General features: G+C 57.6%; 16 protein-coding genes and 1 riboswitch. Of the genes, 8 read left to right on the forward strand and 8 right to left on the reverse strand.

The genetic code is table 11. The features are described 5' to 3' along the window. Positions 1-75: 75 nt before the first annotated feature. On the reverse strand, positions 76-1,011 hold the full coding sequence (locus tag FHS27_RS17870) for a hypothetical protein (protein WP_390853896.1): 936 nt from the start codon (positions 1,009-1,011) through the stop codon (positions 76-78). Between the two features lie 134 nt (positions 1,012-1,145). Beyond that, on the reverse strand, positions 1,146-2,270 hold the full coding sequence (locus FHS27_RS17875) for a 3-oxoacyl-ACP synthase III (protein ID WP_184306336.1): 1,125 nt from the start codon (positions 2,268-2,270) through the stop codon (positions 1,146-1,148). 390 nt (positions 2,271-2,660) lie between these two features. Between FHS27_RS17875 and FHS27_RS17880 the strand changes: the two genes are divergently transcribed. Beyond that, on the forward strand, positions 2,661-3,416 hold the full coding sequence (locus FHS27_RS17880) for a hypothetical protein (RefSeq protein WP_184306246.1): 756 nt from the start codon (positions 2,661-2,663) through the stop codon (positions 3,414-3,416). On the opposite strand, the gene FHS27_RS17885 is transcribed toward FHS27_RS17880, so the two are convergent. From FHS27_RS17885 to FHS27_RS17900, 4 genes are all read right to left on the reverse strand, one after another. Continuing rightward, positions 3,374-4,561 carry a hypothetical protein gene (locus tag FHS27_RS17885; protein ID WP_184306247.1) on the reverse strand — a complete coding sequence of 396 codons (1,188 nt, stop codon included), beginning with the start codon at positions 4,559-4,561 and terminating at the stop codon, positions 3,374-3,376. The two genes, FHS27_RS17880 and FHS27_RS17885, sit on opposite strands and share 43 nt — an antisense overlap. A 329-nt stretch (positions 4,562-4,890) precedes the next feature. Further along, on the reverse strand, positions 4,891-5,349 hold the full coding sequence (ndk, locus tag FHS27_RS17890) for a nucleoside-diphosphate kinase (protein ID WP_009100176.1): 459 nt from the start codon (positions 5,347-5,349) through the stop codon (positions 4,891-4,893). 77 nt (positions 5,350-5,426) lie between these two features. Beyond that, positions 5,427-5,828, reverse strand: coding sequence for a hypothetical protein (locus FHS27_RS17895; protein WP_184306248.1), 402 nt, complete (start codon positions 5,826-5,828; stop codon positions 5,427-5,429). A gap of 153 nt (positions 5,829-5,981) precedes the next feature. Then, the gene (locus FHS27_RS17900; RefSeq protein ID WP_246420059.1) at positions 5,982-6,494 is read right to left on the reverse strand and encodes an acyl-CoA thioesterase; all 513 of its coding nucleotides are present in this window, start codon (positions 6,492-6,494) and stop codon (positions 5,982-5,984) included. Between the two features lie 374 nt (positions 6,495-6,868). On the opposite strand from FHS27_RS17900, the gene msrA reads away from it, so the two are divergent. Both msrA and FHS27_RS17910 read left to right on the forward strand, forming a co-directional pair. Further along, positions 6,869-7,534: a peptide-methionine (S)-S-oxide reductase MsrA gene (gene msrA / locus FHS27_RS17905; RefSeq protein ID WP_184306337.1), complete on the forward strand. Its 666-nt coding sequence runs from the start codon at positions 6,869-6,871 to the stop codon at positions 7,532-7,534. A gap of 89 nt (positions 7,535-7,623) precedes the next feature. Next, positions 7,624-9,060, forward strand: coding sequence for a sigma-54-dependent transcriptional regulator (locus tag FHS27_RS17910; protein ID WP_184306249.1), 1,437 nt, complete (start codon positions 7,624-7,626; stop codon positions 9,058-9,060). 184 nt (positions 9,061-9,244) lie between these two features. Here the strand turns inward: FHS27_RS17910 and FHS27_RS17915 are convergent, their stop codons facing one another. Beyond that, on the reverse strand, positions 9,245-9,589 hold the full coding sequence (locus tag FHS27_RS17915) for a hypothetical protein (RefSeq protein WP_184306250.1): 345 nt from the start codon (positions 9,587-9,589) through the stop codon (positions 9,245-9,247). Positions 9,590-10,081: 492 nt separating this feature from the next. Then, positions 10,082-10,199: riboswitch (cyclic di-GMP riboswitch) on the forward strand. 211 nt (positions 10,200-10,410) lie between these two features. On the opposite strand from FHS27_RS17915, the gene FHS27_RS17920 reads away from it, so the two are divergent. From FHS27_RS17920 to FHS27_RS17940, 5 genes are all read left to right on the forward strand, one after another. Further along, entirely contained in the window at positions 10,411-10,584 is a 174-nt protein-coding gene (locus tag FHS27_RS17920) for a Flp family type IVb pilin (protein WP_009100165.1), read from the forward strand. 370 nt (positions 10,585-10,954) lie between these two features. After that, positions 10,955-11,512 carry an A24 family peptidase gene (locus tag FHS27_RS17925; protein WP_184306251.1) on the forward strand — a complete coding sequence of 186 codons (558 nt, stop codon included), beginning with the start codon at positions 10,955-10,957 and terminating at the stop codon, positions 11,510-11,512. Between the two features lie 160 nt (positions 11,513-11,672). Further along, positions 11,673-12,752, forward strand: a complete 1,080-nt coding sequence (cpaB, locus tag FHS27_RS17930) for a Flp pilus assembly protein CpaB (protein ID WP_184306252.1) — start codon at positions 11,673-11,675, stop codon at positions 12,750-12,752. 253 nt (positions 12,753-13,005) lie between these two features. Further along, positions 13,006-14,742, forward strand: a complete 1,737-nt coding sequence (locus FHS27_RS17935; RefSeq protein WP_246420068.1) for a pilus assembly protein N-terminal domain-containing protein — start codon at positions 13,006-13,008, stop codon at positions 14,740-14,742. A gap of 174 nt (positions 14,743-14,916) precedes the next feature. After that, entirely contained in the window at positions 14,917-16,152 is a 1,236-nt protein-coding gene (locus tag FHS27_RS17940; protein ID WP_009100154.1) for an AAA family ATPase, read from the forward strand. Here the strand turns inward: FHS27_RS17940 and FHS27_RS17945 are convergent. Then, a complete protein-coding gene (locus FHS27_RS17945) occupies positions 16,149-18,056 on the reverse strand; it encodes a hypothetical protein (RefSeq protein ID WP_184306254.1) in 1,908 nt (635 codons plus the stop codon). The genes FHS27_RS17940 and FHS27_RS17945 overlap by 4 nt on opposite strands. Positions 18,057-18,119: the final 63 nt, after the last annotated feature.

Raw genomic sequence — 18,119 nt, forward strand, 5'->3', positions numbered from 1 at the left:
CAAGGTTCGTGGCCGATTGATTCGTGGCGGATTAATTTGAAGCCCGCGAACGGGCCGCCCCACGATGCGGGCAGTTTAGTTACGGGTCAGGTCCCAGGCGTCGAGCCAAGTCGTGTCGGTCGGTTCCATTTCGAAATCGGTCACCAGGCGATCGGCCATGTCCGGCAGGTGGCCGGCGCCATAGAACACGGCGGCCGAATTTGTGTCCCCATCGAGTTCCTCTTGCAGGATCTCAAAGGCCTTGCGGTTGCGGCCTTTGATTAGTGTGTTCTCGCCGTTGGCGTCGTCGAGTCCCGCGGAGACCATTTCGATGTCGATCAGTTGTCCCGCCATCGCTCGTTTCATCATCTTCGATCGGTCTTTGCTGAACAGAGCCATCAGCAGTCCGGTCTCGGCGTTGGCGGATTGGGTGGCGAGGCCGGCGCCCATCATGCGGGCGACCATTTTCCAAACGCTGTCGCCGCGGCGTTCGAGGTCCTCGACGAACTCATCGGGGCTCATGTCGGCGTGGCGAAAGTTTTCCGCCATGTAGTCGATCTTTTCGAGTTGGTACTCCAGGTTCAGCATGTCTTTCATGCCGGTCTGCATCGACGCCAGGAGTGATCGGCGTTTTTGCAAATCTTCAGGACGGATTCGGGTGCCGTCGGGGGCGACTAATTCGTAAAGGACTTTGTCGTATCCGCTGAGTTGTTCTTTGAGGGCTTCGTAGTACTCGGCTTGACCGATGTGGACGACTCCAACGAGGTCGACGATTTTGCCCGCGTACTTGGTGCCCGGCTTTCCGACGTAACGGACGGTTGCCGTTTGCATCGCGAGCGGGGCGTTGTCGTCGTCGCGGTGAATGCGAACGTAGAGTTCTTCGGGGGCGTCGGATTCGTCCGAGGCGTCTGCGGAGCCGGTGGCGGCTTCTTTTTTCTCGCTGGAATCGTCGGTTGTTTGCGTCGGCGGTTCGGCGACTTCTTGGGCCGACCCCGGGCGGGCGAACGCGAGTTGCCAAATCAGCAGCAGCATCGCGCACAGGAACCATGCGATGGTTTTCAGGCGTTTGGTCATGCGAGCACTTCGGTATGAATGAGTCATCTTCAAGGACTTTTGGGGTGTGGTTCGTTGCGGTGGATCGAGGCCGAACGTTTCGCCGACTATCGTCACCTTAGCGCAGGGGCAGGGGGACGACAATCCTCGCGCGAATCGAGCAGTCCCGACCATTGTCCGGAGACCGGGGTGCGGCCCCACTTCGACGCGATCATGACACTGTTGATGCCCGAGCCGATGCCGAGCAGTGCCGTTCGGTCGCCCTCGTTTAGTTCGCCGCGGTCGATCGCGGCGGCCACCGTCAGGGGCAGTGCGACCGAGCCGGTGTTGCCAAGTACGGGGTAAGTGATCGAGTCGTTCTCTGTTGGCAGGCCCATCGCCTCCAGCATCGCCGCCCGGTGTCGCGTTCCGACTTGGTGGCAGACGGTGCGGTCGAACGAGTCGCGTTGCCAGTTCGATTCTGACACTAATCGGTTGAGTGCCGAGACGCCCGTTGCGATCCCTTCGGCCATCAGTGTTTCTGAGTCCGTGTCCATCAGCGGTCGCATGTCGGCGCCGGCCGTGTCTTGGTTGCTGCGGCAGAGGTGATGGAAGGAGGTGTTCGCTTCGGCGATCGCAAACTCGATCGGGGTGCCGTCCGGGCAGAGGTCGCGATGGCAGAGCAGCCACGCGCAACTGCCGGATCCGATCGTCAGGGAGGCGAACGCCGGTTTGACGCTTTTGCGAGTCAGCGACTCATCGCCGTTGAGTGATTCGATGGTGGCTTCGAGCAGCGGGCGGCTGTTCTCGGTTCCGACCACGACGCCCGCGCGGATCATTCCGGCCGAGATCATCCCGGCGATTTGGACCGCGCCGTTGAGGACTCCGAGGCAGGCGTTCGAAACGTCGTAGACCCAGCAGTCGCTGCGGAGTCCCATTTCGTGATGCACTCGCGAGGCCGTCGCCGGTTCGAGGAAGTCACGACAGACGCTCGCGTGGATCAGGGCGCCGACGTCGGCGCGGTCGATCGAGGCGGCGTCGATCGAGGCCAGGCCGCTGCGGATGCTCGGCCCGCTCGGCATCGTTCCCGGTTCCCAGGCTCGGCGCTCGTCGATGCCGCTCATCAGGCCGAGTCGTCCCTCGGGGAGTCGCAGTCGCGAGTAGAGAGGTTCGAGTTGTTGCTCGATCGCATCGCTCGACCACACTTCCTCTGGGATGGTCACTCCGATCCCCGCCAACACCACATCACCGAAACGCATCAATCGCACCCACGCTGTCTGAATCAAAAAAGGTCCATCGCTTTGATCGACCGTCCGAGTGTCAGCATACCGCCATCGGCGTCGTGTCCGAAGGTCAGCGGTGAAGCGAGAGTCCAGAAAAAAACTTGGTCAATTTCATTGACTCGGTCGGAGTGGACACTTGGCTGGCAGGCAGTTTTGCCGTGCTTAAAAACCGAGCAGTCCGGCGAGCCCCCTCGAGATGGCGGGCTGCGTAAAAAAGTGGCGGGGCGTGCCTGGTGACGTAAGTGCTTTTGCTAGCAATGGTTGTGGAAGGCTGTTTGGCACCCCTTTCAAGATGCACCTAATCACGCAGGCCGGAACGATGGCTCTCATCACCGGCGACCAGGACAATCGCATCTCGGAACTGAAATGAACTCGAAGGCCGAAACAGGCAAGTCGACCGCCAGTAAAAATGCTCGCGACATCGATGGCGCTGACACTACCGACCGCAGGAAAACAACCGCCGCTCGCAAAACGGGAGCCGGGGCAAGGAAGTCGCGTGCGGCCGGAACTCGCAAGAAGGAAGCCGCGGGGCCTCCGGTCTACGCCAGCGATGTGGTGGCGACGAAGGCGGGTGGCGCGGCCGGTGCGAAGGACGCTCCGACGATCCCGGCAGTGCTCGAGCCGCCCAAGCAAGACGAGTTGCAGTTGTCGCCGATCGAGGAGGATCTGCCGCTGGAGTATCGTCCTGCACAGGTGCTGAAGTTGGCCGAAGAGGCTTTCGCGAAAACGGGCAGTTGGGTGGTTTTCTATCGCACGATGTTGGCGCCCGGCGGCGTGGTCGACCGACTGTACAGCGATCCCGAGTCGCGTCGGTATTTTGAAACGACGCGCGAGTTCTCTGAGTTGCTCGAGATGCTGACGGCGATGCGGAGCCAGGATGAATCGAGTGCCGGGACTCATGAGCCGACGCGCGTGATCACGATTCGAATCCCTCGCAGCATGCACGAAGCCACCATCCGCGAAGCCGAGGAGCTCGAACTGAGTATCAACGCGTACTGTGTGACCAAGCTGCTGCAGCCCGCCAACGCGAGGTTCACGCCGCTGGAATCCGGCAAGCGTCGAGGCCGTCGGCCGGGGCCTCAGATCACGATGCAGAAAGTCAAAGTCAAGACGAAGAAGTAAGCGGCGAGAATTCGACGCAGATGCGAGTCGGCGGTGATCTCGCGGCAGCCCGCCCAAGGCATTTTTATCTCTGCGCTACATCTGCCCATCTCCGCAGTAGCCGCCGTCATCAGACGGTGGACTGCGTCCTGGTTTCTCAAGGAGGGAGATGCCTCGCGAGCTTGTTTGGAGAGGCTCGTGCCACGTTTGGCGAATTCGCTACGGCGTTTCGTCGGGGCTTCTTCGTTTTTGGCTGTCTCGTTTTCGGCCGTCTCGTTTTGGGGTGTCGCTGCGTCATCCGGTGTGTCGGGACTGGCGTCGCTGGTTTTCTTGCCCGGCCGCTGGCGAATTTTCTTTGGCGGTGTTTCGCCGTAAATGCGATCGGTTGTGATCTTGATCCGGTTCGCTTTGACTTTCGTTTTATCCGGCGGTTGGTAAAAGCCTTCGACGGAGACGGCGTCACCGGGTTGAGCGAGCGAGAGGTTGTTGACTCGGATCTCGAGTGAGGCGTCGGGCGCGACCATGGTTTGTACCGGTGTCGATCCGGCTTGGAGTGCCAGCCCGCCCTGCGCGTTCAACATGGCGAGGTTGCCGACGACGATGACTTTGCCCGTCAGCGGTGCGCCGCGAGGTCGTTTCTTGCGGTCGGCGGGATGCACACCCGGTGTGTAGCGTTCGGTCTGGTTGTGGGGCAGCATCTTGGCGTTGATCGGCGCGAAGACTTCGATCTGGTTCACCGGAGCCATCGGCATGCCGGTCGGTCCGAGGACGGTGGCGAATCGAATCGGCATCCCGCGACGCAGGTACGCGGGCAGTGCCTTGGCAATGAATTCGAGCGACGTGATTTCGTCAGGGTATTGAACCATGTATTCGTTGCCGTCATCTCCCGCGACGGTGACCATGTTTCCGCGAGCGTCTTTTAGGGTCCCTTTGATTTCGATCACTTCGTTTGCTAGCGCGGTGCCACCGGCGCCTCCGAATCCGCTCGGGTCTTGGGGTGCCGCGAAGGCATTAGTCGCATCGCCGGGGCCGGCGGCTGCAGCGAGAGCGGAGCAGAGAAGGAGAAGTCCGTTGCCGATGAGGCTGGGGCTCCGTCGCGATTTCAAACGTGGTGTCGAAGGGCGTTCGGGGTGAGTGGCACGCCGAGGGAAAGAGTGATCAGTCATTGGCCGAGAGCCTGGGGAGGAATGTGGGGAGGGCCCCTCATTCTACTCAACCTGGTTCACCCGGTGGTCGCGGAAGGCGATCGATCTGCCGCGCTGTTGCTCGCCCGGGTTGGGGACGCGTCATCGCTGGGCGTGAGCAAATTGCTCGTCGCCCTTTTTAGAGTTGCCGCGTCAAAACACCTGATCAAGTTCGGGCTGTCGCGGGCGTCTTCATTACGTCCATCGATCGATGAGGCCGGCGGGAACTCTTGGCGAGTTCCCCGCACATGGATCGTTGTGAATGACTTGCGACGTTTCTTGTGCGTCGCAAATCTTACTCGTCGCGGTTCTTATTCGTCGTCGGCCCGCATGAACGGGGTCAGCAACAGTGAGTAGCCGCACAGTTCTTCGGGTTTGAAGTAGAGGTCGAGTTCACGTTTGGCTGACTCTTCGGAATCGCTCGCGTGGACGAGGTTCATTTGGCGGCTGCTGCTGTAGTCGCCGCGAAGCGTTCCCGGTGCAGCTTTGAGGCCGTTGGTGGCACCCAGCATTTCGCGGACGACGCCGATGGCTTCGAGGCCTTCGAGTGCGATCGCCACAACGGGGGCTGCAGTGATGAAGTCTTCGAGTGATTTGTAGAACGGCTTCTCGACGTGCTCGGCGTAGTGCTGGCGAGACAGTTCCGGGGTGACTTGCAGCATCTTCAGGCCGACAATTTGCAAGCCTTTGGCTTCGAAGCGGGAGATGACTTCACCGATCAGGCGGCGTTGGACACAGTCAGGTTTGAGCAGGATCAAGGAACGTTGCATGGACTTTTCTTCGGGGGACGGTTTCGGATGTCAAAACGTGATTGACGTGGATTCGTAATCTGAGCCGGGGAAAATACTCAAGTCGCGGCATCTTTTGAAGTCCGGGCATCGAGCCACCACAGCAAAACGCCGCCGAAAAAAGTCGAGCCGCTCTCGCCGAACGTCCACCACCCCGGCATGCCCGCCATCGAATCGACGATGAACTGCATCACCCCAAACGAGATCGTTCCCACCGCAACCCACCAAACCAGCGGTCGATAGCGGGGCAGATCCGAGGCGATGAGCATAAGCAGCACACCCACGTACCCGTAGAGCAGCGACAGATTTCGCGCGAGGTAAAACGTCAGCGGCGAATCGGGAAACGGTTCGATACCGAGCTGGCGAGCGATCGCAATCATCCATTGGCTCGGCATGACCGCGGCTGCAAAAGCAAGCAAAGCCGCGACACCGATCACGCGAAGAAAGATTCGGATGGACATGGGTGCGTGAGGCGGGAAACAGGGAAACAGGGAAACTGGGAAGCAGGCGGGCGAGCGGGGGGATAAAGATCGGGGGGCAGCTTTAGGGCCTGCAAGCTTGTTGACCTGCAAACGCGTTCGCCTACCAACCTGCCAACCTCCAACCTTTAAAACCTATTTCTCCCAAGGGAGTTTGGGTGGGTTGGGGCGGAGAGCGAGGGCGGCTTTGGCTTCTTCGGGGACTTCGAGGGCACGGTGGGCTTTCAGGTCAATGAACACCCAGCGGGTGCTGCCTCGACAGAGGACGGTTTCGTCGGCGGGGCGGCAGATGATGAATTTGCGGGTGCACGCATACCGCCTGACTTCGCTGACCCACGTGCGGACGACAATCTCGTCTCCACCGACGGCGGCGGCCCGGTAAGTGATTTGATGGTCACGGACGACCCAACCGAACCCGTCGCTCAGCGCCGAGCCCGCGTTCCAGCCCGCAGTTGCGTTATGATCTCGCGCAGCCCACAGCGTCCATTGCAGGTATCGCAGGTTGTGAACATGGGCCTGAGCGTCGACTTCGTCGTCCGCGACTGTGTGATGTAAGTCGTAGTAGTCGCTTCCCATGTTGATATCGTGGTCTGTCGGTGCGATTTTGAAGCAAAAAACGCCGTTTTCAATTCCGGCGGAACGACCCAACCTCAGTCGGGAGGCGTACGATAACGGATGCGTCCGCGGATGTCGGCCTCGGTGGGAAAGATGGGTTAGGTGACGGGCACTGTTCTGTTCACCGGTTTTTGTTTGACGGAAGAATCTGCCCCGTTTGGTGTTCATGCTTCGATAAGGCTGATCGCCGAGTTGACGAACGCCCCCGCCTGTCACCGTTGGCCTTTGTGTCATCATCGACGTGTCCTGACCTCATTCCCCGCCGTTTGAATACCTTCCCGCCCTGCCCATCCGATCGGAGTTGCCTGATGTCCAGTTCTTCACGGTTTTCTCGTCCAGTCTCTCGTCGCGTCTGTAATGCGGTTTCGGTCGCAATGACGACGGATCGGCGAAGCCACTCACACCAAATGGGCGTTTATTTTGTGTGCCTGATCGCGTTGACATCGATTTTCGTGATGTTTGGGTGCGTGCGGGCCGAAACACCTGTGGCAGGCGCGGATGCTGCCTCGGAGTCCGGTTCGGTTGATGAGAAGGAATCGGTCGCGATCCTCGCCGGTGGGTGTTTCTGGTGCACTGAAGCGGTCTATGAGCGGATGGAAGGGATCACCGACGTTGTTTCGGGCTATATCGGCGGACGCAACGCTAACCCGACATATCAACAGGTATGTACCGGTCGGACAGGCCACGCCGAGGCGGTTCAGATTTTCTATGACCCGTCGAAGACATCGTTTGAGGAAATCCTCAAGGTGTTTTTCAAAACCCACGATCCCACCACTCTCAACCGTCAGGGCGTGGATACCGGGACGCAGTATCGCAGCAGCGTTTTCTATTTGAACGAAGAGCAGAAGAAGATTGCCGCCGATTACATCAAGGAACTCGACGAGCACGGTGATTTCCGTAACCCGATCGTGACCAAGCTCGAGAAAGCGACGGAGTTCTTCCCGGCCGAGGAATATCACCAAGATTATTTCCGGCGCAACCCGAACGCCGCGTACTGCCAACGCGTCGTCGTCGACAAGGTGCGAAAGTTCAACCGCAGTTTCGGCGACAAGATCAAGGAAGAGCTGAAGTAGCGGGCTCTCTGTTCACCTTTGACGCCTTACGTTAAGTTTTGCCGCATTCCCTGGTTTGACCTCTTTACGCAAGACGTTTTGGTAGTTTGATGAATCCGGACACCGATGAACCGCCCGAGTTGGTCCACAGTGATTTCCGTGTGCTCGTCGTCGACAATGAGGCCGCGCACGCTCGCGCGATGACCGAGAGCCTCGAGAAGGTAGGCTATCGTTGTGAAGTCGCGATCAGCGGGCCGCAGGCGGCGGATCTGATCCAGCGAGAAACGTTTGATATCGTCATCACCGATATGGTCATGAACGATATCGACGGCATGAAAGTCTTGAAGCTCGCCCGCCAACGGTTGCCCGACTGCGAAGTCGTGATGGTGACCGGGCACGCGACGGTGCCGATCGCGGTCGAAGCGATGCAGAAGGGCGCGTTCAGTTTTCTCGAGAAACCGATCACGCCCTCGAGTCTGCGCGCGATCGCGGAAAAGGCGGCCGAGAAAGTCGCGCTGCGGCGGCAGAACACCGAGTTGATGCAGCGGCTCGACGAGCGGTTCGGTTTCGAAGGGATCATCTACACCAGCAAGAAGATGCAGACGGTTATCGATCGTTTGCGCCGCATCGCGGCCACCGACGCAACCGTTCTGATCACCGGAGAAAGCGGCACGGGGAAAGAGATGGTCGCGCAGGCCATCCATCAAAACAGCCCGCGACGTAACAAACGGATCGTTGCGCTGAACACTCGCGCGGTGTCTGAGAATTTGGTTGAGAGCGAATTGTTCGGGCACGTCAAAGGATCGTTCACCGATGCGGTGTCCGATCGCGAAGGTGCGTTCGAATACGCCAACGGCGGATCGTTGTTTCTCGATGAAGTCGGTGACATGCCGATGAGCACGCAGATCAAGTTGCTGCGAGTGCTCGAAGAGAATCAGATCACACGCGTTGGCGGCAATAAGTCGATCAAAGTGAACGTGCGGTTGATCTCGGCAACGAACCGCCCGCTCGAAGAGATGATTGAAGCCGGGACGTTCCGAAACGATCTTTATTTTCGTTTGAAGGTGGTCACGATTGAATTGCCGCCGCTACGAGATCGCCGTGACGATGTGATCGCGTTGATGGACCACTTTCGAAAAATGTTTCTGCGGCGTCACGGTAAACCGACCGCCCATTTTGCTCCTTCGGTAACCAAGAAGTTCTACGCCTACGATTGGCCGGGCAACATCCGTCAATTAAGGAATTTCGTCGAGACGATGGTCGTTCTCGATACAGACGGTTCGCTCGGTGAAGACGACCTACCGCCGGAACTGATGGACGACGTTGAATCTGCCGATGGTGATACCGAAATGCCGGCGGGGTTGATCGACGGGCCGTCGGCCATGATCGGTCAGCCGTTGGCGACGATTGAAAAGTGGGCGATCGAAGAAACGTTGAAGCTCACCGGAAACAACCGCGAGCAGGCCGCCGAAATGCTCGGTATCGGAGCCCGAACGCTGTACCGGCGTTTGGATCAATACAAGAAAGAGGAAGAAGAGTCGCAGTAGTTCGGTCGCGGCCGCATCATTCCTGACCCGCTTTGCGAGTGAGTTGTCTGCTGACACTCACTCGTTTTCTTTTTTGGGCGTTTCTTAAAAGAGGCCGCTGATGTCGACAGGCTTTGGGGGCCTGAATCCAGGCGGATCTCGCTGCTCGCTCTGACGTCTTCGGTGCCCTGGTGTTCGGGTTGACTCAATCTTTGATCGGGTATTCCAGCAGGCTGATCGGTGTTTCCGATTCGGCGATCTCTCGCAACCGGCGGTACGCTCGGCTGACGCGCGTGGTTTGTTCAGCGACATACTTCGCGTCGAGTTGTCGTCTGTCGAATTCGCTATCGATGAAAATCATTTCGAAACGTTCGTCCTCGATGTATTGTGCGAGCACTGGGTTGCAACGGAGGTGGCGTTCAGGGGACACATGTAGTTTTTCGGCATCGAGTTGTCCGAGCACGTATCGCAAATAAAGATCGCTCTCAACGATCGACGTCACTTCGTCGCCACAAACTTCGCACAGATAGCCTTGATCGCATTTTGCCATGAGTGGTTGGGGACGTTGGCGGGGATCGATGGGGTGAAAGCGGGATGAAAACTGGTGCGGGACCGTCGGCCGGATATCTTAACGCGTTCGAGGCAATCACGCGTGCCCCGTGTTTGATGTTGAGGCGAGTGACAGGCCCGCGAACAGAGTAGGTAGGCGAATGGTCGATGCAGGTGAGTTGCAAATATTGATGGTCCGTGCTTGCCTTGTTTGATTTCGTCGCGATGTTTCATGGTGTGTGGGTTGGATAAAATTGAAGGTCCTCGCGTGGGGGGAAACGGCCTTAGGTATCTCCTAGTCCGGACAATCGTTACAGGCGGGGCTTTTCGCTGACCATCGGGGTTCGACTGACCCATCTTTTTTGACTCGTCCTATTCCTGGCGTACTTTTCTGTAGTGAGAGAGCGAGACCCTTGGGTGGGTCTTGCTGCCAGGACGAACTCTTGATCGGTGTGTTGCCGTTCTTGGGAGCGAGTTTTGGTCAGCCGAAGTTCCCTGACAAAGGCAAACCGTCCGAGAGGGCGGGGCGCAAAACCACGGGTCCGTGAGTCGGTCTGATAACGACGCATGTCGCGATTCAGGCTTGGCTTCAGGAAAGCCGAGTTGCCTGGCACTGGCGGTTGGTGGGTTGGATCCGACACGTTTCTTTATGCGACGTTTCGGCGAGAGTCCACCGGTCGTTGAACCGAGGCTTGTCAGACGTTAATTCGTACTTGATATGGCTGCTTTACGATCGAGCCGGCTCGCTGTGAGTCGTCTCATTTATCGTCGCCGGGTCGTTCGCCTTTGAAGGCGCTGCCCACGAATCGTCTGGAGATAGACATGAAGAAATTTGCAGAAAACGTTGTTGCATTCCTGAAAGAAGAAGACGGACCGACTGCGGTTGAGTACGCCGTTATGTTGGCTCTGATCATCGTGACTTGCTTGATCGCCGTTCAAAGCGTCGGCGACAACGCATCGGCTAAGTTCCAAGAAACTGCCGACATCCTCGCCTAATCATTTTTGGCAGACACGAGGCCCTCCGCGAAGCATCCTTCTCATGCTTCGCGGGGGTGACCTTTTGCCAAGAACGATCGCGACGACTCGCACCGAGGAAGCGGACGGAAGTTCAACCAGCAGTTGGTCTCCCGATCGCTTTCCTCGGTCGCCTGCGTCTAGAGAAAACCATCTTTTGAAACTGAGTAATCTCATGAACTACCCGCTGCTTCCCGCCGACACCGCCGCATATGCCTGGCAACTGGCCTGCTGCGGATTCACGCTGATTTTCGCGATGATTAGCTTCGTGATCGGCCCTCGATAACACAATTCACAATACACGCTTTTCACGCCGAGCCCGCGCCGGCGGACTCACACGGGGATTTTAGACATGTCCACTTTACTGCAAGCCATCACGGAAAATTGGACCATTTGGTTCGTTACTGTCGTCTTGATCGTCGCCGCCGTGATTGACGGTATGATCTTGAAGGTTCCAAACTGGCTGACGTTTCCTTTCATCATCTGCGGATGGATTCACTGCACGATCCAAGGCGGAATGCCGGGGTTGGGGTGGAGCCTGCTGGCAACGTTTGCCGGTATGATGATGTTGCTGCCACTGCGAAACGTAGGCGGCATGGGAGCCGGCGACGTGAAACTGCTCGCGGGCATCGGCGCCTGGTGCGGTCTCATGGTGACGTTGAAAGCATTCGCCGCGACGGCAATCGTCGGTGGGGTCATGGCTGCGTTCATGATTTGGAAGAGCGGCGACTGGGTGAAACACTATGCCCAAGCTCTCACCATTCTTAACGAATGGAAAACCGTCCGCGATCCAGAGAAACTCGCTGCGATTGCCCGCGAACGCAAACCGACCATGTACCTGTTGCCATACGGAATTCCTATGGCAATCGGAACCATCATGTATTTCGCCGCATCTGGCATGATGGCCTAAAGTCAAAATAGTAAAGATAGGGCTTCTGTTTCAGATGCCCGGCGTAGGTTTGAGTCGAACGCCCGGATTCTCCGATTGTAGGGGAGAGTCACCCGTCGTTCGGATACCTGCGTGGACCCGACCGTCTTTGACCATCTCGACCACCCATAGTTAGCCCGTCATGAGAAATAAAACTGTTCCTTTGCTGATAGCGTGTGTTTGCGGCACGATCGCCGCGATCGGGCTGAGTCAATGGATGCAAGCTCAATCGACTGGCGAATCAACCGTCGGCACTGTCGAGATTTTCGTTACCGCGAAAACCATTGACATCGCCGAACAAATCACTCCCGACAAGATCCGCCTCGAACAATGGCCAGCCGACCGAGTGCCCAAGGGCGCCAGTGGCAAGCTCGAGGACCTCGAGGGCAAATACGCTCGCCAGCGTTTCTACGAAGGCGAACCCGTCATGCCCGTTAAGTTGATGGACGATTCCAACGGTTCGTCGCAAACGATCCCTCGCGGTTTCAGCGTGGTGTCGATGCGAGCGGACCCCGAAAGCAGCGTTGCGACTTTGGTTCGCCCTGGCGACCGCGTCGACGTGGTTGCCTACTTTACAAAGAGCGAACTGATTCCCGAAACCATGGCAAAGACCGTGTTGACCGGAGTTCGTGTGTTCGCCGTTGATGGACGTACCGAACGTGAAAACACCGACGAAGAAAAGGAAGCCAAACCGGCCCGCTCGATCTCGTTGTTGATCAATAAGAAAGACACGCCGGCGTGGACCTACGCCAGCGAGCTCGGAAAGATCCGCCTCACACTTGGTAACCCGACCGACATCGTCGATTCGACCTCCGGTGAAAATGGTAGCGGAGCTGGCCAAGAGTTCCTGACGTGGTTGTCGGACTATCAAGCGGCCCAAGCCGCTCGTGAAGAAGAGAGCAATCGACCAGCACCGAAGACTCCCGTTGTCAAACTTCCACCAACACCGGTGAAAGAAAAGAAGAAGGGATTCAAGATGCTCAAGATGTCCGGTGGCAAACTGACGGAGTACTGGATCGAAGATGGGAAACAAGTTCCCGTGATCTTGAACGAGTCAGGTCCTGACGGAATCAAAGAGAAGGAAGAGGAAGCTGATAACAAAACAGCTCGGCCTGGTGCCGATCATCCCACCGCACCCGGTGACTACAGTTATCTCAATGGTTCGGAGAGCCCGTTCTACCAACCACCACCCCGCGAACACGATGATCGTCCCCGCCAATAACGTGGACGTCGTGTTGTCAGCAACGAAGGAACCTGGATTGTCGTTACAGTGAGAAACATTCTCACAGATCGTACTTTCCAAACAAGTCGCATCATCAGGCAGCAGCGTTACTGCCGATGAAACAAACAGTACCTCTATGGCGGTGTTCGTCGACATAGAGGGGCCTATTTACTCGACCCGACCGGCAAGGATGCCAACGATGCGAGCGTGTTACTCGATATTCTCTATCCGTTCTCTTATCGCGTTTACCGCGATGATCGCATACGGATCTATTGCCGTACCAGCACTACGGCCTGCGTCCGCCCAATCGCTGGCTTCCGTTTCAGGTGATCATAAAATCGCCAACACGGTGGAGCGAATGGAGCTGATCGTTAAGACCAGCCGAATTTTGTCTTTGGGCGATCGCATTCCGCGATTCCAAGTCCACAACGAAGAGGTCCTCGGTGCCACGCCGGTGAGCGAAAATCAGATCCAGATTTTCGCAAAGAACCCCGGCACCACCCAGGTCAACCTTTGGGACACTGAAGACAAACTCTACACGATCGACGTGACGATTGTCGCGGATGCTCGAGAGGTCGAGGGCATCTTGAATTCGCAGCTGCCGCTGGCGTCTCTCAAGGTCATGCCGATCAACGAGAGTGCCATCGTTTCGGGATTCGTCACGAGTGTTGACGATGTGGAACGTGCAATCTCGATTATCGAGCAGTTCTACAAAGTCGTCATTAACAACATTGAAGTCGTTGGTGTGCAGCAAGTCTTGTTGCATACCCGGATCATGGAGGTCAGTCGTACGAAGCTGCGTCAGCTCGGTATCGACTGGTCGCTCGCTCCGGGGAACTTCACGTTGCTAAACGGTCCTGGTGAATTGCTGAACGTTCCGGCCGGATTGGTCGAGGGCGACTCCGGTATTCTCGGGTTTGTTCCATTCGGAAGTGCCACGAACTTGCGTTTGAACGTGAACGGTGACTTCGAAGCGTTTGTCGAGGCGTTGGACGAACAGAAGCTCGTTAAGCTGCTCGCCGAACCAACCGTCGTCGCAACACACGGCCGTCCCGCACGATTCATCGTCGGTGGTCGCGTGCCTAACGTGGTTCCTGGTAACAACGGGCAGTTGCAGGTTGAGTACGAAGATTACGGAACGAGCATCGACTTCCTGCCCTTCGTGATCGGGCCTGGTCGAATTCGTTTGGAAGTCCGCCCGGAAGTCAGCGAGCCTGACCCGACCCGCGCCGTCGCCATTGGCAGTACAAACGTTTCGGCGTTCACAACGCGTTATGTCGAAACCGCCGTTGAAATGCAGGCCGGTGAGACATTCGCGATCGCAGGTTTGTTGCAGTCACGCGTCGAAAGCACTGTCAAACGTACGCCTTTCCTGGGGCACATCCCGTTGCTCGGAGCCTTGTTCCGCAACACGCAGGACCAACACAATGAAATCGAATTGCTGATCATGGTGACGCCTGAACTCGTTGACGCGATGGCACCTCACCAGGTACCACCAGGTGGCCCGGGGCTCAACTCCGACTTGCCGGATGATTACGAGTTCTACATCAACGGTCACATCGAAGTACCGACCCTGAAGAGCGACCAATGCGAACAGGAAGGTGGAGCGTGTGGACCAGCCGATGCCGCCTTCCAGGGAGGCCAAGTGATCATGCACGACGGCTATTCGATGAACAAAGCCGGTGCACCTGCGGCCAAGTCGCAGGCCGGTCCGGCGGCGGCAGGTCCGACCCAATCGGTCGCGGCTCGTCAATTGCCACAACAAGTGCGTACGCCACCGACGGCATTCGAAGGGCCTAGCCTGATCGAACCGCCGGCGGCCCGCATCGCCACCGCACCACGCGGTAGCGTTCCAGCATCCTATTCGAAACCGACCGGGGCATCGCGTTTCGAAAGTGGAACTTTGCTTCCCGCAGGTGCTGTCACGCCAACGTCCGAACCGAAAACGGTTGGGCAAGGCGTGTCGGTTTTCATGCCGACGCAAAAATAACATGTGACTTGGTTTTTCTGTCGCCGCGGACCATTCGCGTCGAAAATGATAGGGCACTCTGCTTCGGTTGAGTGCCCGTTCCTTCGAGAAGATTTGCCTCCGTTGGCATCGACTTAAAGGGCTCGGCTCCCGCGCCGAAATCCAACCCCATCCCTTCGTTCATGATGATCTACGATGAGTAATGTTCTTCGATTGGCCTTGGTCGATCCCAACGACTCTTCTCGCGAACAGTTAAAAGCGATGCTGTTGGGTATGGATTCGATCTGGCTCGAAGCGGACTGTTCACGCTACGAGTTCTTTCCCGATATCGTCGAACAAACCACACCCGACGTTGGCGTGGTGTCTCTCGACAGCAATCCCGTCTCGGCGATCAACCTGATCACGCGAATCACCGCCGAATGTCCGGGAACGGCATTGCTCGCCGCGAGTGAAAGCAGTGACGGCCAGCAAATCTTGAAAGCCATCCGGGCCGGTGCTCGAGAATTCTTAACCCTGCCGCTGAACGACCAAGAATTATCCGAGGCTCTCGACCGAATCAGCATGGCGAAATTCGGTGGCGGAGACTCCCGCAACCGATCGTGCGAAGTCATCGCGGTCGCGGGCGCAACCGGCGGCGTCGGTTCGACCAGCACGGCGGTCAATTTAGGTTGTGTACTCGCGGAGGAGCCTCGGAATAGTGTTGCCCTTGTTGACCTTGATATTGCGCTCGGTGATGCGGATGTGTTTCTCGATGCAATTCCGGATTATACGCTCGCCGATGTCGTACAGAATATCAGCCGACTCGATATTCAATTGCTCAAACGTTCGCTCACCAAGCACTCGTCCGGTTTGTACCTTCTCCCGCGCCCGGTCGAATTGCACGATGTCGCCGGTATCGACTCCGAAAGTCTGCGGAAAGTCATCGGGTTGCTCAAGGCGTCGTTCACACACCTGATCATTGACCTGTCGAAGACCTACAACGATCTCGACATGGTCGCAATCGAGGCGGCGTCACGTGTGATGTTGATCACACAACTCGATCTGCCTTGCCTTCGAAACGTCGTGCGATTGATGATGAGCTTCGACGAGACCGAAGGGTTGCAAGACAAGGTCGACATCATCGTCAACCGCGCCGGTCTCGACGCGGGGCAGATCAGTTTGAAGAAGGCGAAAGAAACGCTCGGTCGAGACATCTTCGCGTTGCTGCCGAACGATTACCGGACGATGGTCGAGGTGCGAAACAACGGTGTGCCGTTGATCACGCAAGCACCGAAGGCCGCGTTGACGCAAGCGTTCCGGGACATGGCGACCCGGATCGGTGGCGATCACGGTGGCGAAGCTCAACCGGATCCACAAGAATCGGATGCCGGTGCCGCCAACGAAAGTCGTTGGAAACGATTCTGGCCTGGGCAAACGAAAGCCAAATCCTAACGAAGGCTGAGCAGCGTTTGAATCGATCCGTCGGGCCAATGGACATTGAGTTCCGACGTGATCTTCGCGTCTGCATCTAGCAACGCAACGAGTTGGTCAAGTTCAGCCAACCGTTTTGCCATCGCCGTGCCACCACGCACGGCTTCTTCAATTCGATCTCTCTGCATTTCGAGCGAAACTTCTTGTCGCCGGGCTCTCAGTTTCTCGGCTCGCGAGATCGCCGTGTCGAGCATCAGCAATTGCTCGTCGGCCGCCTGCAGTTGAGCGGTCACCGCATCGAGTGTTGATCGAATCGTCTTCGCATCGGTCCATTGCCAGGGCATGGTAGGCCCCAGTCTGCCGCCGTAACGCACTCGCATCGAAAGTGAACCGCTCGTTCGAATGTCCATCCGCACGACCAAGGCGGATGCGTCGGGCGAGTCCTTCAGCGTCAATATTGCGATGCCACGAGTGCTGCGAGGTGAACCGCCATCAATCTCTTCAATCCACTCGATCGCGACATCCTCGGGAACGTCAACGGAGACGGACAGCCGAGTCGATTTGGCAACGATCGGTCCGCCCAAGTTCCACTTCAGCTTTTCGTCACGCCGCTGCAGGTTGAGCGGGATGGGGGCAGCGTCGAGTTGCGACCGCAGGTGAATGATGTCGCCGGCGTCGGTTCGCAATCGTCCATTGATGATCGCATCGCTTCTTCGTGAATCGGCTGCTTCGGCGAGCCAGCGAAACGTTAAGCCGGATTCCGTTTCGTCGTCGCCCGGGTGCATTTCGATCCTAGCGAGAGGAGTTTCGTCAGACGCCTCGGTGATCTTCCACTCATTATCCGACGAGTCCGATTGCAAGCGGAGCGGCGAATCATCGGGGAATTCGAATTGCAGATTCTCCAGGCGAGATTCGTTCGCAAAAAGTAACACGGTCGGCGGCAATTCAGTGCGTGACTTTGTCGGTGCTTTCGGGAGCGACACCGACGTCGTTTGTGGCTCGCTCGAAGAAATCGATTGGGTTTGCTGTTCCTCCGCATCCTCGAGCATTTCGTCGTCGGTCAGTTCGCTGTCATCCGCCGCGATGTCGACCGAAGCGATCTCGGGCGTCGGCGTGTTGGATCCGTCGAGTGGTTCCGGTGCAGCAATTGGTGAACCGTCAACGCTATCGCTCGATCCCGCCGTGGATGGCGTGTCATCGTCCACGACGTTTGAGATCGAGGGCGGCAAAAAGGAGTCGAGCGAGACACCGAGCAGTGACGTGTCCACGTTTGCATCACGTGGGATAACATCCGTGTTCGGCATTTCAGCCGTGTCCATCACCGTTTCCAATGTTTCCGCCGAGACGTCTTGATCGAAGGGACGCGTGGAGGGTTTGCGAGCGGAGCGTGTGTCGAACACGTTCGACGCCGAATCCGCCGAGGATGCCGGACCCGTCGATTTGTCGGGTGTCGACATGGCGGTTGATTGTGGCGATTGATCGTCGAAACTCCCACGTAGCGTGTATGCCGCGATGGCGACGGCGATGATACCGATCGCGATACCAGGAACGGCGAATCGTTTTAGATTCCGCGGGTTGTCTTGATCGGTTCGCGCGTCGGACCCTTGGGATGGTTGCTCAGGTTCTGTTTTGAGATCCGGAATCGTCGACAAGGCCGGTTTGATCGCGTCTTGCTCGGCGGCGTCTGTGTCCGAGATCTCGCTTTTCGGAGTGTCAGGAGACGCGGAATCGTTCGACAGATAGAGTCGTCCGGACTCATCGACGAACAGTTGTTGCCACACTGGGTCGGACGGGTCGAACGAGGTCGCGGAATACGACGCGATGTGGGTTCGGGCATCGTCGAGCCAACCTTCGGCGATATCGTTCGGAGGGGGGCCCAGTCGGGCGACCAAGTCGGCGGCCGTTTCGAGGTTCTCGGTGGTCATGCGTCGTTGATTTTCTGCGTGCCCGTCGGTTCGTATACGATTCGACGCAGTCTAGCAGGTCCG

The organism is Aporhodopirellula rubra (assembly GCF_014192335.1).
Lineage (GTDB): Bacteria > Planctomycetota > Planctomycetia > Pirellulales > Pirellulaceae > Rhodopirellula > Rhodopirellula rubra.

Excerpts from the sequence above, each read along its gene's own strand:
- FHS27_RS17940 (WP_009100154.1), top strand. The coding sequence starts at position 14,917 with ATGAGTAATGTTCTTCGATTGGCCTTGGTCGATCCCAACGACTCTTCT.
- cpaB (WP_184306252.1), top strand. The coding sequence starts at position 11,673 with ATGAGAAATAAAACTGTTCCTTTGCTGATAGCGTGTGTTTGCGGCACG.
- FHS27_RS17910 (WP_184306249.1), top strand. The coding sequence starts at position 7,624 with ATGAATCCGGACACCGATGAACCGCCCGAGTTGGTCCACAGTGATTTC.
- FHS27_RS17920 (WP_009100165.1), top strand. The coding sequence starts at position 10,411 with ATGAAGAAATTTGCAGAAAACGTTGTTGCATTCCTGAAAGAAGAAGAC.
- FHS27_RS17925 (WP_184306251.1), top strand. The coding sequence starts at position 10,955 with ATGTCCACTTTACTGCAAGCCATCACGGAAAATTGGACCATTTGGTTC.
- FHS27_RS17935 (WP_246420068.1), top strand. The coding sequence starts at position 13,006 with ATGATCGCATACGGATCTATTGCCGTACCAGCACTACGGCCTGCGTCC.
- msrA (WP_184306337.1), top strand. The coding sequence starts at position 6,869 with ATGGGCGTTTATTTTGTGTGCCTGATCGCGTTGACATCGATTTTCGTG.
- FHS27_RS17945 (WP_184306254.1), bottom strand. The coding sequence starts at position 18,056 with ATGACCACCGAGAACCTCGAAACGGCCGCCGACTTGGTCGCCCGACTG.
- FHS27_RS17870 (WP_390853896.1), bottom strand. The coding sequence starts at position 1,011 with ATGCTGCTGCTGATTTGGCAACTCGCGTTCGCCCGCCCGGGGTCGGCC.
- FHS27_RS17915 (WP_184306250.1), bottom strand. The coding sequence starts at position 9,589 with ATGGCAAAATGCGATCAAGGCTATCTGTGCGAAGTTTGTGGCGACGAA.
- FHS27_RS17885 (WP_184306247.1), bottom strand. The coding sequence starts at position 4,561 with ATGACTGATCACTCTTTCCCTCGGCGTGCCACTCACCCCGAACGCCCT.
- ndk (WP_009100176.1), bottom strand. The coding sequence starts at position 5,349 with ATGCAACGTTCCTTGATCCTGCTCAAACCTGACTGTGTCCAACGCCGC.
- FHS27_RS17895 (WP_184306248.1), bottom strand. The coding sequence starts at position 5,828 with ATGTCCATCCGAATCTTTCTTCGCGTGATCGGTGTCGCGGCTTTGCTT.
- FHS27_RS17875 (WP_184306336.1), bottom strand. The coding sequence starts at position 2,270 with ATGCGTTTCGGTGATGTGGTGTTGGCGGGGATCGGAGTGACCATCCCA.
- FHS27_RS17880 (WP_184306246.1), top strand. The coding sequence starts at position 2,661 with ATGAACTCGAAGGCCGAAACAGGCAAGTCGACCGCCAGTAAAAATGCT.